We start from the raw sequence: 12,754 nt of genomic DNA, 5'->3' as shown, positions 1-12,754 counted from the left end.
ACCTTGCAGCTTGCAAGACCTTGATGGCCCATCTCAACACCGATGTGAGGCATGTCACCCAACATGGCCTTGGGTTCATCGAGACAGAGGTCAGGCTTTAGAATGTAACAGCCGCATTCTTTAGCGGCTTTATTTTTCATATTCAAATAGGTCAATCCATGAAACGCGATTATTTTTCCCACGACGCCCGTCCTGAACGCCGCTTTGGCGAACACCGCAGCGGTACTTGCATGGCCCTGATTGACGGGCGCTTTTTGATTTGGATGGCGCAGCAAGGTGCCATGGGTGCTACAGGCGAGACGGTCAACCGCCAGGGGCTGCTCGGTTTGTTGTCGCAGGCGCTTTCGCAGTCGGCCTTGGACGTTGATTTGAAACGCATTTATTGGTACAGCGACCGCTCGGATGGGCTGGTGATTGATGATCAGATCGTTCGGCTGGTGCAAGCCCACGACGCCGACGGCGGCGCTTCTTTGCTTCGCTCTTTGGGCCATGACCTCAAGCAACTGGCCGAGCACCATGCCTGCGACCATGTGCTGGTGGCCAGCGACGATGAACGGTTTTTGGCCACCATTGATGAAGCCCAGCTCAGCGGCGTGAGCGTGCATTTGCTGGCCGACGAGTCGGCCCGCAACATGCCGCAAATGGTGCGCACCGATCCAGGTTGGGCCAGGCTCTTGGCCCAGGCCGACCGCCGCGTGGTGGTCAACTCACAGGCCCTGGCCGAGATGCTGCAAGGCAAGATGCCCACCGGCATGGGACTGGCCGTTGAAGACGTGGAAGAACTGCGCAAATCCATGCACGAAGTCATCACCGCATGGTGGGCCGACGAACCCGAGGACTTGCGCGAAGACTTGAAAGAAGCCTTGATGATCAGCCGAGGCATTCCGCAAGAGGTGGACCGTCAATTGCTGCTGCGCATGCGTCACCGTTTGGCACGGGCCTTGAGCCTGCCTGAAAAGAAAATGTTGCGCGAAACCTTGCGTGCCGTGGTGTCTGAGCCGGCTGCTCCCGCCCTGGTGGGCGACGGTTTGCCCCCCGACATCGAGGATTGAGACCGTCACGCGCCCCGTTGAGCCAGTGCTTGCAGGAAGGTTTTTCTTGTTATCAATTTGTTGCAATTAATAGTCATTAAAGTAACAAAAATAACTTTGAGGCTGCTAAATTCTGACCATGCGATCAAACATCTTCCAACTGGAGCAGCAAGTCATGACAACAGCAGCACACTTCACGCCGCAAGCCATTGGCTCAACAGCGGGCGCTTTGCCACAAGACCATTTCACGTTGGCGATGCACCAAGAGGCAGAAAACGCGCTGGCCATGGCGCTCCATTATTTGCGGGCCAGCGGTGGCAATGTGCCCAGCGCAACCCGCAAAGCCGTTCAGGCCTTGGGCGCTTTGAACCGGCTTGAAATGCTGTCGCTCGGCTCAGGTGCACAAATGACGGGTCGCGCCTGAAGGCTTGCCACGTTTAAGCCAAGCTTGGTTGGGGCTGTAGATTTTTTTGTAGCAGCGATGCCCTCGTCGCGATGACGCCCCACAACCCACCACCTGTCGCCACGACGGTGAGGATCTCATACCGATCAATTCAGCCCAGCGCCCATCATGGGTTGTCTGGGGCAGACCGAAACCGTCCTTTGTGATTGAGTTCTGAACTGCTGTAAAAGTCAGGCGTCAAGGTGTATTCGACAAGCACTCGGCCAGCGCCCTCGCCGCCCGTTCGCTCAGCACCACATCCACACGCATTTGTGACCGGGTGAGGCCGACAAAGAGTTTGTGTTGGTCGCGCTCGGTCAGGGTTTCAAAGTCGACTTCGCACAGCACCACGGCGGGGGCGCTTTGGCCTTTGAAGCGGTACAGGCTTTCAACCAGCAGCGGGCCATCGCGCCACAGCGGGTTGCCTGCGTTGTCGTATTGGCCCGTAAAGCGCCGTGTGGCGTGCCCGCCCAAGCGGTCTTGGCGCAGGGCTTCAGATTGCTGGACACCCCGGTAACTGATGACGGCCACTTGTTCTGGTGTGTAGCCGCTTTGCCACAGCTGCTTCAGGCATTGGTTCAGTTGGCCTTGTGCGCTGCTCAGGCCAGACTCCCATACATGGAAGTGCGGCAGCTCTCCGGTGTGGGCGCTGCGGGCCAGCACGGGCTCGGGGGTGAGTTGCAGGCGGTTGATCATCTGCACCACGCGTTGGGGGCTTCTGAAGTTGTCCATGCAGCGCACTTGCACGGCACTGCCGAGCGCAAAGGCTTCGCGCTCGTACAGCTGTTGCTGGCTGTCGCCCATCACATACAGCTGGCCTTCGGGCAGCAGGGCTTGCGACAGGGCGTCGACCCAGGCCAGGTCCAGGTCTTGTGATTCGTCCAGGATCAGCAGGCCCAGGCGGGCGGGCAGGGTGGCGGCGTCTTGCAGGTATTGCTGCGTCATGCGGGCAAACACTTGGGGGTCTGCAAAGTCCAGGGTGTGGCCTTGGCGTTCGGCGTGGTCGCGGCACAGTTGGTGGAAGGTGGTGACTTCGCAGCTGGCCGGGGCCAGGCGGGCCAGGTGGTCCGCCAGTGGGCGGTTAAAGCACACATAGCGGGCTTTGTGGCCTTGGGCCACGGCTTGGCGCAGCAGGGCCAGGGCCAGCTGTGTTTTGCCTGAGCCTGCGGTGGCTTCGATTTGGTAGAGCTGGTCGGCGTGTGTGATGCGCGGTACCCAGCTGGCCAGGCCGTTGGCCAGTTGGGTGGTGGCGTGTTGCAATTGCCCAATGTGTGTGGCCACGTCGGGCGTTACGTCAAAGCGGTTGGCCAGAAAGTCCAGCACGCGTTGACGTTGGTCGGCGGGCAGTGTGTGGGGCGTAAAGCTTTGGCGGATGGTGTGGCAGAGCTGGTCGATCTGAGTGGCATCGACAATGCGCTCAGGCGGGTAGCCGACGATGGGGCCTTGCATGCGAAAGTCGGGCAGCACCAGCAGTGCACCCACATGGACTTGTGGCAGATCGCCGTTGTCCATGCGCTGCAGAAAACTTGAATGCATGCGCCGCATTTGGTGGCCGATGTCTTTGGGGCCTTGGCGTGTGTAGTGTTTGGTCAGACCGTTTTCGCTGTCGTTCACGTCGCCAGCTTTGACTTCGACAATGAGCAGTTGCCCGCCGGGCGAGACGATGACGAAGTCGTATTCGCCAAAGCTTTGCTGATGGCCTTGCATGCCCGACCAGGACAGGTTGTGGAACACGTCAAACGCATCAGGCAAACCGTATTGCAGTGTGCGCAAAATGTCGCGTTCTCGGTAGCCACCCAGGTGGGCAGGGGCGTGCAGTGGGAAGCTGGGGTGAATTCGGGCCATGGGCAATTTTGGCACGCCCATTTTGGATAGCTCACGCCTTGAGCCTGTGGGTGTTCAAGATTCGATCGTTCAAAGGAGTTAAGCCATGAAGATCGAAGTCGTTGTGGGAAATATCGTTAAACAGCCCGATGTGGAGGCGGTGGTCAACAGTGCCAATGCCAATTTGCGTTTGGGCTCGGGCGTGGCGGGGGCCATTCACACCGCCGCAGGCCCCAAGCTGGAAGAGCATTGCAAGCCTTTTGCACCGCTGGCCTATGGCGCTTTTTTGGTCACGCCGGGATTTAATTTGCCCAACCTTTGGGTGATCCATGTCCGTGCGGCTTCGTACACCCACCACGACGATGCGCCAGCCATTCTGGAGCAGGCCTTGCAAGCGGCCATTCAAGGCGCTCACCAAAACGACATACGCACCATGGCCCTGCCTGCGATAGGCACAGGGGTGTTTGCGTTTCCGCCCATCCTGGCGGCTCAGATCATGGCCAAGGTGCTCTCGTGTGCCGAGGATGCTGCGCCGCACTTGCAGCGCTTGCGCCTGTGTGTGGCCAGCGAGTTTTTGCGCGACCTTTACACGGGTGCACTGCGGGCTGCAGGGCTTGTTGTGTCGCAGCCCGCTTCATTGACTTCTTCGCAGGGCGAGTCAGCGGCTGTATCAGCGCCCGTATAGCGCGGCCATGCGGGCGATTTCGGTTTGCACCTGGTGACGCAAGACCATGGGTTTCATCACTTCGACCTCTGCGCCAAAGCGCAAGATGTCGCCCATCAACTCGCGCTCGTCGGCGTAGGGCAGGCGCAGGGTGTAGCTGCCGTCAGGGTGCAGCAGACCTTGCTGTTGCGGGTGCCAGCTTTCGTGTTGCACCCAGCCTGCACGGGCAGCGCTGAAGCGCAGTTCGGCCCAATCTTTGGGGCTACCGCCAAAGATGCCGTAGCCCCCGTCGAGCTGGTGTCGCATGGCTTGGAGGTCAATGTTTTTAGCGTCCTTGTCCAGCACGGTGGCATGTTGGATGGCGTCGATCGAGAAGCTGCGCACTTCTTTGCGCAGGTGGCACCAGGCGTCTGCATACCAGTTGTCGCGGTAGTGGATGAGTTGCTGCGGTGAGATGTCGCGCTCGAGGGTCTGGCCGCTCATGCGGTTGTGGTGCTGGATGCGCACTTGTTTGCGCTCGAAGGTGGCTTTGGCCACATGCTCAAAAGCCAAAAGCGGCAGGTGTCGCTTGCCAGCGTGTACGGCCCGTACCCGTTGCGTCAACAGCAGTGGGTCGAGTCCTTGGTGGGTGAGCATGTCGTCCAGCCGTTTGCGAAGGGGCTGAAGTTTGGGGCCCAGCAGCCCGGGTTCAAGCTGCTCGATCATGCTCTGGATGGTCATGAGGGCGAGGATCTCGTCCTGGCTGAACCAAAAGCCCGGCAGCTCGGTGGCGTTGTCGGCTTTTTCAAGTCGGTAGCCACCCAGGTCGCGGTCAAACACGATGGGCGAGTTGAGCCGGTCACGCAGTTTGGCCAGGTCGCGTTTGAAGGTGGCCGGTGAAATTTCCAGCGCGTTCAAGATGTCTTCTCGCGACATGGCCCGGCGACTGCTGAGCAAGGTTTTGTAGCGGTACAGGCGGTCGATTTCAGACATGGCGGCGTGAGGTTCTATTTTTGAGCAGTCTAATGCGCTGGCTTGGTGCGCCGTGCGTCTGTCACATGATGGGGGCCGTCAGGCTCGCGCCAAGAGCCTGGTGAGCTGTGCATCAACACATGGCGTCGTGCATGCGTCTTGGGTGCGGGTGCAAAGTGCCTCGCGCTTGTAATATTTAATTGATGCCCATACAATAAATCTATTCATGCAATTCACGTTTGATCCCCGCAAGGACGCGGCCAACATCCTGAAGCACGGACTTTCGTTGTCAGACGCGCCGCTGGTTTTTAATGCGGTCAACAAACTGACGATTGAGAGCATTCGAGCTGATGAGGCTCGTTGGATGGATGTGGCCATGGTGGAAGTGGCTGGCGTGGTCTTGGTGCTTGTCTATGTGCTGCGTGATCCAGACGTGGTGCGAGCCATATCGCTGCGGCGCGCATCCAAACAAGAAAGGACGCTTTATGCCCAAAACACGGATTAAACCCACCGGGACGGATTGGGATCGCGTCAAGCGAGAGGCTTTGCAGGATGCACCGATTGCACATGGTGCGGCCGATGGTCCCTATGACCCCAATGATGCGGCAGCAGTGGCCGCCTATTGGCAACAAGCTACGCTCAAGCGGGGGCGCGGCCGGCCAGCCGCTGCAGTGAAGCGTCCCACGCTGAACATGCGGATAGACGCCGATGTGCTCGAAGCCTTCAAGGCTACAGGGCAAGGCTGGCAAACCCGCATCAATGCTGCATTGCGCGAAGCTGTCGCTCATGGCTTGACCAAAGCGTAAAGCCTCGTTGACCGAGGGTTGGGTACAAAAAAAGGGTCAGCAGACCTTGATCTGCTGACCCTCATGTTGACTGGTGCCGGAGAGATGAATCGAACACCCGACCTTCTCATTACGAATGAGCTGCTCTACCGACTGAGCTACACCGGCTGACCTTCAAAAATTATACCTGCGCGTGGTAGCTGGTCAGGCGTTCAACTTCGTTTTTGGAGCCCAACACCACGCTCACGCGTTCGTGCAATTGGGTTGGCTGCAGGTCGAGAATGCGCTGTTGGCCGTTGGTGGCGGCGCCACCGGCTTGTTCGATCAGCCAGCTCATGGGGTTGGCTTCGTACATCAGGCGCAGCTTGCCGGGTTTGTGCGGTTCGCGCTTGTCCCAGGGGTACATGAACACGCCGCCACGGGTCAGGATGCGGTGCACATCGGCCACCATGCTGGCGATCCAGCGCATGTTGAAGTCCTTGCCGCGTGGGCCTTCCTTGCCTTGCAGGCATTCGTCGATGTAGCGGCGCACGGGCTCGTCCCAGTGGCGCATATTGCTCATGTTGATGGCGAACTCTTTGGTGTCGGCAGGCACTCGCAGGTTTTCTTGTGTGAGCACAAAGGAGCCTTGCTCGCGGTCCAGGGTGAACATGGCCACACCGTCACCCACGGTGAGCACCAGTGTGGTTTGTGGGCCATAGACGCAATAGCCTGCGGCCACTTGCTGCTGGCCGGGCTGCAAGAAGTCCTGCTCGGTCACGCCCTGGCTGCCTTCGGGCTTTTTGAGGACGCTGAAAATAGTGCCGATGCTGACGTTGACGTCGATGTTGGACGAGCCATCGAGGGGATCAAACAGCAAGAGATATTCGCCCTGTGGGTAACGGTTGGGCACCAGGTAGATGCTGTCCATTTCTTCAGAGGCCATGGCGGCGAGGTGTCCGCCCCATTCGTTGGCTTCGAGCAGCACTTCGTTGGCGATGATGTCGAGTTTTTTCTGGACTTCGCCTTGGACGTTTTCGCTGTCGGCGCTGCCGAGCACACCGCCCAGCGCACCTTTGTTGACGGCGTGGCTGATGCTTTTGCAGGCACGGGCCACCACTTCGAGCAGTAGGCGCAGGTCAGCCGGAATGTGGCCTTTGTCGCGTTGCTGTTCGACCAGGTAGCGGGAGAGGGAGATTTTGGGGCTCATGTTCGGTCCTTGGGTTCAGGTGCTGCTCAGCGCCCGGCTGATGACTTCGCGCACATCGTTGCTGAGGTCGGCTTTGGCAGCCACGCGTTCGATGGCCACTTTGGCCGCGCTGCGGTAGGGCTCGGTCATGCGGCTCCAGCGGTCCATGGCGCGGGCCAGGCGGGCGGCCACTTGCGGGTTGATGGCATCCAAGGCCAGCACTTGCTCGCTCCAATACACATAGCCTGCGGCGTCGGCACGGTGAAAGGCCGCCGGGTTGGCGCTGCAGTAGCTGAAGATCAGGCTGCGGGCGCGGTTGGGGTTGCGCAGGCTGAAGTCGGCATGTTGCATGAGCTGGCGCACACGCGGCAGCACGTCGCCCGCGCGGTCAGGTGCACCGGCTTGGAGGGCAAACCATTTGTCGATGACCAAGGCTTCGTGCTGGAACATTTTGTGGAACAAGGCCAATGCGTCTTGTGCCAGTGGATGGCCGCTGATCACCAGGGCCGACAGCGCGTTGAAGCGGTCGGTCATGTTGCCCGCGTCCTTGAATTGCTGGTACACGCGGCCGGGCGTCACGTCGTCGCCCGACTGAACGGCGGCGATGCACAGCATGCCCATGGCCAGACCCGACAGGGCGCGGCGGCCGCTGGATTGGGCGTCAGGCGAGTAGGCACCGTTGTGCTTGTGAGTGTCCCAAGCCCATTGCCAGTCGGTTTGCAAGGCGGTGGCCAGTTGCAGTCGCATGGCTTCGCGCAGGGCGTGCACGCGTTGTGGGTCCACCACGCTCAGTTGGTCCGCGATGTAGTTCTCGGACGGCAGCGTGAGGGCCAGGTCTTTGAAGGCGGCATCCAAACCAGGGTGGCGCAGCACGTTGCGCAGCGCAGCGACCAGCTCATCCGAAAGGACGGGGCCTGAAGCCTCGGCCTGCGTCAGCGCTTGCACAGCGCTTTGCAGCATCAGGCGTTGACCGGCTTCCCATTGGTTGAAGGGGTCGCTGTCGTGAGCCAGCAGGCAAAGCAGGTCGGCCGTGCTCAGGCCATCTTGGAGCACCACCGGGGCGCTGAAACCGCGCAGCAGCGAGGGCACGGGTTCGCTGTCGATGTTGACAAAGGTGTAGCTGGCGCTGGCTTCGGTCAGCACCAGGGTTTGCTGGGGCAAGACGTCGGCGCTGCCAGCTTGTTGCAAGGACAGGGCTTGGCCATCGCTTGAAAGCAGGCCCAGCGTGACCGGGATCACGAAGGGCTGTTTGCTGGCTTGGTCGGGCGTGGCGGGGCAGCTTTGAGCAAGTGTGAGGGTGTAGCTGCGCTCGGCCGCGTTGTAGACACCACGCGCTTGCAGACGCGGGGTGCCCGCCTGGCTGTACCAGCGCTTGAAGGTGCTCAGGTTTTGCGTCAGGGCCGAGCCGGGGTTGGCGTCGGCAATGGCTTGCGCAAAGTCGTCGCAGGTCACGGCTTGGCCATCGTGGCGCTCAAAGTAAAGCTTCATGCCCTTGGCAAAACCATCGCGGCCTTGCAGGTCGTTGGGCGTGGCCACCAGGGTCTGCATCATGCGAACGACTTCAGAACCTTTTTCGTAGATGGTGACGGTGTAGAAGTTGTTGATCTCGACATAGCTGTCGGGGCGCACGGGGTGGGCCATGGGGCCGGCGTCTTCGGCAAACTGCACGGTGCGCAAGACCCGCACGTCTTCGATGCGTTTGACGGCGCGGGCACTGGCCTCGCCCGCCATGTCTTGGCTGAACTCTTGGTCGCGGAAGACAGTGAGGCCTTCTTTGAGCGAGAGCTGGAACCAGTCGCGGCAGGTGATGCGGTTGCCCGTCCAGTTGTGGAAGTACTCGTGGCCAACAACGCTTTCGATGTTGCCGAAATCCATGTCGGTGGCGGTGTTTGGGTTGGCCAACACGAACTTGGTGTTGAAGATGTTCAGACCCTTGTTTTCCATCGCGCCCATGTTGAAGTCGCTGGTGGCAACAATCATGAAGCGTTCCAGATCGAGCGGCAAGCCAAAGCGTGCTTCGTCCCAAGCCACGCTGGCCATGAGCGAGTTCATCGCGTGTTCGGTTTTGTCCAGGTCGCCGGGGCGCACGAACACCTGCAGCAGATGCTCGGTGCCACTGCGGCTGATGATGCGTTGCTCGCGAGCGACCAGTTGACCGGCCACCAGGGCGAACAGGTAGCAAGGTTTTTTGTGCGGGTCAACCCACTTGGCAAAGTGGCGACCGTCGTCCAGCGCACCTTGCTCGACCAGGTTGCCGTTACTCAGCAGCACCGGGTACTTGGCCTTGTCGGCACGCAGCATGACGGTGTAGCTGGCCATCACGTCCGGGCGGTCCAGGAAGTAGGTGATGCGGCGAAAGCCCTCGGCCTCGCATTGCGTGAAGAAGGTGCCCTGGCTGACGTACAAGCCCATCAGCTGGGTGTTCTTCTCGGGGTTGCAGGTGGTGAAGATTTCCAGATCGAAGGCGTCCGTACCTTCGGGCAGGTTTTCCAGTACCAACTGATGGCCGTCCATCTTGAATGAGGTGCCACCGCCATTGACCAACACGCGGGCCAAATTCAGGTCTTCGCCGTCCAGACGCAGTGCTTGTGCAGCCACATCCGGATTGCGGCGCAGGCGCATTTTGTTCAGCACGCGGGTTTTGGTCGGGTCCAGATCAAAGGTCAGATCGACGGTATCGATCCAAAAAGCTGGGGCGGTGTACGCCTCGCGCTGGATCGCGGTGGGTTGTCCTTCACGCATCACTAACTCCGTTTTGTTTGAGGTCTGAGCAGCTCAGAGGCCTTGTTTCAGTGAGGCTTCGATGAACGCATCGAGGTCGCCATCAAGCACTTTTTGGGTGGCCGAAATTTCGACGTTGGTGCGCAAATCCTTGATGCGGCTGTTGTCGAGCACGTAGCTGCGGATCTGGTGACCCCAGCCCACATCGGTCTTGGTGTCTTCCAGCTTTTGCTGCTCTTCCATGCGTTTGCGCATTTCAAAGTCATACAAGCGTGAACGCAGACGTTGCCAAGCCACATCGCGGTTGCTGTGCTGGCTGCGGCCGTCTTGGCACTGCACCACAATGCCCGTGGGGATGTGCGTCAATCGCACGGCCGAGTCGGTCTTGTTGATGTGCTGACCGCCCGCGCCGCTGGCACGGAAGGTGTCGGTGCGCACATCCGACGGGTTGATGTTGATCTCGATCGAGTCGTCGATCTCGGGGTACACAAACAGCGAGGCGAAAGACGTGTGGCGGCCACCCGACGAGTCGAAGGGGCTCTTGCGGACCAAGCGGTGCACGCCGGTTTCGGTGCGCAGCAGGCCAAAGGCGTATTCGCCTTCGATCTTGATGGTTGCGCCCTTGATGCCTGCGGTGTCGCCCGGGGTTTCGTCTTCCACGGTGGCCTTGAAGCCCTTGCGTTCGGCGTATTTGAGGTACTGGCGCAGCAACATGCTGGCCCAGTCGCAGGCCTCTGTACCACCCGCGCCCGCCTGGATGTCGACAAAGCAGTTGAGCGGATCGGCCTCGTGCCGGAACATGCGGCGAAATTCGAGGTCTTCGACAAGTTGGGTCAACTTGGCGGTTTCCGCCTCGATGGTCATCAAGCCATCGTCGTCGCCTTCTTCCTTGCTCATCTCAAAGAGCTCAAGGTTGTCAGACAACTCGCTGGTCAGGTTGGTGATGGTGACCACCACACCGTCCAGGGCTTTTTTCTCTTTGCCCAGCTCTTGGGCTTTTTTGGGGTCATTCCAGACCGCGGGATCTTCGAGTGATGCGTTGACGGTTCTCAGCCGTTCAGATTTGGCATCGTAGTCAAAGATACCCCCGTAACTCTTGGGTCCGGGCGCTCAGGTCGCTGAGGGTGGTGCCAATCTGGTTGATGCGTTCTGCGTCCATGGGGAAATGCTCCGGTTCGGTAAACCGGGCATTTTCTCATGAGTTCGACCTTGCGCCTGTGGCAAGTTCTTCGGGGTCTGGCTTGGCCAGGTGCCAACTTTTGGGGGCTTGTGGTTTTAAAAGCGTCTACCGTAAGAAAACATCAGACCAGCAGTGCCCAGCACTTTCATTTGAACCGAATCGTGCTCATTCAATTTGTAGCCCAGTGCAGGGATCACGGCGGGTGAGAAACCATTTCGGTTCAATGGAACTTTGTCTTCGTAAGGTGCCACATAGCCGTACATCAAGCCTGCCGTCAGTTTGACAAAAAGGGCTGGTACGCCAAAGACGTTGTTGAATTGACGGCCACCGTAAAGGTAGACAGTGGGCTGTCCAAATGAGTTGCTGAAAAAACTCACACCGCAAAAGCGATCCCCGGGTAATGGTTGATCAACTGCAAACAGCACCACATTTTTGTGTTCCGGACTGCGACTCCAGTGATGGGTATGAGGTGAAAAGGTGAATTCACCCCGATGGGTCGGCTCGGGTGCACCTTGCACGCTCAAAAAGGAGGGGCAATATGTTTCTGATGCAATGGCTTGACTTGTGATGGAGAAAAAAATGGTTGAAGATATTAAAAGAAAACAGTTTTTTAATTTATTTTTCATAAAGGTCCCTGATTTTTTGGATGAATTTATTTTTATATTTTGAGTTCCTCCGTTTCATGAAATAAGTAGCGAACTGCCATGCCGGCAGCAATGGCAAAAAAACCACTCTCAACCACATTGGCCGTGATCCCATAAATCAAAGTCGCCAGCAATAGACAGTAAGCAGCAGCTTCAACTGGGTCTCGCCAGGGATTAAGTCGGAGTGATCTCAACAGCAACAGTAAAAAACCAGGCAGCGCCACCCATCCAAAAATAACAAACCAATAAACAAATATATTGTCTGCTGCATTGAATCGATTGAATTCGAAATAAGTTTGAGGAGTACCAATACCGCCTAATCCCCGTCCCCAAAGTGAACTGCCTTGGTTTTCCAACAGCTTCCAAGCGTTGGGCCACATGTCATTCAAGCGGTCCCAAAATGAAAATGTCAAATTCGCCAACTCTTGATCTCGGATGTAAAAATTCACATCCATGAACAAGGGTGTCATTGGCAACAGCAGAGCCACCAAACCCAGCGCCAAAGGCCACCATCGAATGGCAGAGGAAGGTATTTTTTGACCCAATATGACCACGGGCGACAATATTGCAAACATGTTGTAAACGCCTTTGCTCGTGGTCATGTAAATGGTTAAAAATGTGATGCTCCAAATTAAAAGGCGCAGCCACACCCAGCGTGTGCCCATGACCACAATGACGCCCAACAGCAAGGTCTGTAAGGCGGCATCAAATGAAGCCCTTGAAAATCCAGCCAATCGTTTGCCACCGCCAATGTTTTCCCATTCACGGGAGCTGACGACGTCGAGGTCACCCACCGAGTAACCGAAACCTTCCCATGGATAAGCGATCCAGTAGTTCAAAATAACGCCAGTGACGACCACAAGCCAAAGCCAAACAGACGTTTTGAAAACAAGATGCCAGTGTCTGAAAATGATTTCAGAGCATGACAAACCAAACCAAAATGGCAGCAAGGTGTAAATGCCAAAAAGAACTTGGTAAACCGGTGTATGAAACAAACCCACCAAAATAGAATATGAAATGACCAACAGCGTCATGGCGCGAAGCGGTTGCAATCCTTGGCGGGATTCCCAGACGACCACGGCCAATGTGGAGCCGAGCATCAAGATCTGTGGAAAGTAAATGATGGGTGTCAGCCCCACGAGTCCAACCGCCCACCTGAATGGACCGGTGATGGCGGCTGTCACGCAATAACTCAACAGTGCAAGCAATGCCAAGGCCTGAACACCATCATTGGCCGTCCAGCTGTGCCAGTTCATGTCTTGAACGGGTGAGGTCAAGCCTGGGTGATTCATCACAGGGCCAAGCCTGGCTTGGCGTGCAGGCATGCGGTCAGCCGAAGTCATG

Annotated in this window: 12 protein-coding genes and 1 tRNA gene; 5 read left to right on the top strand and 8 right to left on the bottom strand. The window is 58.0% G+C overall.

The window, feature by feature from the left end:
• The first annotated feature begins 158 nt into the window (after positions 1–158).
• Both B9Z48_RS14715 and B9Z48_RS14710 read left to right on the top strand, forming a co-directional pair.
• Positions 159–1,052, top strand: a complete 894-nt coding sequence (locus tag B9Z48_RS14715) for an NYN domain-containing protein (protein WP_089963316.1) — start codon at positions 159–161, stop codon at positions 1,050–1,052.
• 118 nt (positions 1,053–1,170) lie between these two features.
• A complete protein-coding gene (locus tag B9Z48_RS14710; protein ID WP_089963314.1) occupies positions 1,171–1,455 on the top strand; it encodes a hypothetical protein in 285 nt (94 codons plus the stop codon).
• Positions 1,456–1,671: 216 nt separating this feature from the next.
• On the opposite strand, the gene B9Z48_RS14705 is transcribed toward B9Z48_RS14710, so the two are convergent.
• Positions 1,672–3,318, bottom strand: a complete 1,647-nt coding sequence (locus tag B9Z48_RS14705) for a nuclease-related domain-containing DEAD/DEAH box helicase (protein ID WP_158273286.1) — start codon at positions 3,316–3,318, stop codon at positions 1,672–1,674.
• Between the two features lie 85 nt (positions 3,319–3,403).
• On the opposite strand from B9Z48_RS14705, the gene B9Z48_RS14700 reads away from it, so the two are divergent.
• Positions 3,404–3,982 carry a macro domain-containing protein gene (locus B9Z48_RS14700; protein WP_089963310.1) on the top strand — a complete coding sequence of 193 codons (579 nt, stop codon included), beginning with the start codon at positions 3,404–3,406 and terminating at the stop codon, positions 3,980–3,982.
• On the opposite strand, the gene B9Z48_RS14695 is transcribed toward B9Z48_RS14700, so the two are convergent.
• Positions 3,968–4,933, bottom strand: coding sequence for a YafY family protein (locus B9Z48_RS14695; RefSeq protein WP_089963308.1), 966 nt, complete (start codon positions 4,931–4,933; stop codon positions 3,968–3,970). The two genes, B9Z48_RS14700 and B9Z48_RS14695, sit on opposite strands and share 15 nt — an antisense overlap.
• A gap of 205 nt (positions 4,934–5,138) precedes the next feature.
• On the opposite strand from B9Z48_RS14695, the gene B9Z48_RS14690 reads away from it, so the two are divergent.
• Positions 5,139–5,417 (top strand): BrnT family toxin, encoded by a 279-nt coding sequence (locus B9Z48_RS14690; RefSeq protein WP_089963074.1) that lies wholly within the window; start codon positions 5,139–5,141, stop codon positions 5,415–5,417.
• Entirely contained in the window at positions 5,398–5,718 is a 321-nt protein-coding gene (locus tag B9Z48_RS14685) for a BrnA antitoxin family protein (RefSeq protein ID WP_089963071.1), read from the top strand. Before B9Z48_RS14690 ends, B9Z48_RS14685 begins: the two co-directional genes overlap by 20 nt.
• Positions 5,719–5,789: 71 nt before the next feature.
• Here B9Z48_RS14685 and B9Z48_RS14680 read toward each other — a convergent pair.
• From B9Z48_RS14680 to B9Z48_RS14655, 6 genes are all read right to left on the bottom strand, one after another.
• Positions 5,790–5,865, bottom strand: a tRNA-Thr gene (locus B9Z48_RS14680).
• A gap of 13 nt (positions 5,866–5,878) precedes the next feature.
• Positions 5,879–6,886 (bottom strand): class 1 fructose-bisphosphatase, encoded by a 1,008-nt coding sequence (locus tag B9Z48_RS14675; protein WP_089963069.1) that lies wholly within the window; start codon positions 6,884–6,886, stop codon positions 5,879–5,881.
• 15 nt (positions 6,887–6,901) lie between these two features.
• Positions 6,902–9,607: an aminopeptidase N gene (gene pepN, locus B9Z48_RS14670; RefSeq protein ID WP_108379365.1), complete on the bottom strand. Its 2,706-nt coding sequence runs from the start codon at positions 9,605–9,607 to the stop codon at positions 6,902–6,904.
• Between the two features lie 33 nt (positions 9,608–9,640).
• A protein-coding gene (gene prfB / locus B9Z48_RS14665) for a peptide chain release factor 2 (RefSeq protein WP_108379363.1) occupies positions 9,641–10,745 on the bottom strand; the annotation gives its coding sequence in 2 pieces (ribosomal slippage) (positions 9,641–10,663 and positions 10,665–10,745; 1,104 coding nt in all).
• A 116-nt stretch (positions 10,746–10,861) separates the two neighbouring features.
• Positions 10,862–11,392, bottom strand: coding sequence for a hypothetical protein (locus B9Z48_RS14660; RefSeq protein ID WP_089963063.1), 531 nt, complete (start codon positions 11,390–11,392; stop codon positions 10,862–10,864).
• A 32-nt stretch (positions 11,393–11,424) separates the two neighbouring features.
• Positions 11,425–12,753, bottom strand: a complete 1,329-nt coding sequence (locus tag B9Z48_RS14655; protein ID WP_089963061.1) for a hypothetical protein — start codon at positions 12,751–12,753, stop codon at positions 11,425–11,427.
• Position 12,754 lies beyond the last annotated feature (1 nt).

It is taken from the genome of Limnohabitans sp. WS1, from assembly GCF_003063265.1.
Taxonomy (GTDB): Bacteria; Pseudomonadota; Gammaproteobacteria; order Burkholderiales; family Burkholderiaceae_C; genus Limnohabitans_A.
This window is presented reverse-complemented; position numbering and strand designations above follow the sequence as displayed.

Coding starts and splice junctions, on each gene's coding strand:
- B9Z48_RS14715 (WP_089963316.1), top strand. CDS start 159: ATGAAACGCGATTATTTTTCCCACGACGCCCGTCCTGAACGCCGCTTT.
- B9Z48_RS14710 (WP_089963314.1), top strand. CDS start 1,171: ATGCGATCAAACATCTTCCAACTGGAGCAGCAAGTCATGACAACAGCA.
- B9Z48_RS14705 (WP_158273286.1), bottom strand. CDS start 3,318: ATGGCCCGAATTCACCCCAGCTTCCCACTGCACGCCCCTGCCCACCTG.
- B9Z48_RS14700 (WP_089963310.1), top strand. CDS start 3,404: ATGAAGATCGAAGTCGTTGTGGGAAATATCGTTAAACAGCCCGATGTG.
- B9Z48_RS14695 (WP_089963308.1), bottom strand. CDS start 4,933: ATGTCTGAAATCGACCGCCTGTACCGCTACAAAACCTTGCTCAGCAGT.
- B9Z48_RS14690 (WP_089963074.1), top strand. CDS start 5,139: ATGCAATTCACGTTTGATCCCCGCAAGGACGCGGCCAACATCCTGAAG.
- B9Z48_RS14685 (WP_089963071.1), top strand. CDS start 5,398: ATGCCCAAAACACGGATTAAACCCACCGGGACGGATTGGGATCGCGTC.
- B9Z48_RS14675 (WP_089963069.1), bottom strand. CDS start 6,886: ATGAGCCCCAAAATCTCCCTCTCCCGCTACCTGGTCGAACAGCAACGC.
- pepN (WP_108379365.1), bottom strand. CDS start 9,607: ATGCGTGAAGGACAACCCACCGCGATCCAGCGCGAGGCGTACACCGCC.
- B9Z48_RS14660 (WP_089963063.1), bottom strand. CDS start 11,392: ATGAAAAATAAATTAAAAAACTGTTTTCTTTTAATATCTTCAACCATT.
- B9Z48_RS14655 (WP_089963061.1), bottom strand. CDS start 12,753: ATGACTTCGGCTGACCGCATGCCTGCACGCCAAGCCAGGCTTGGCCCT.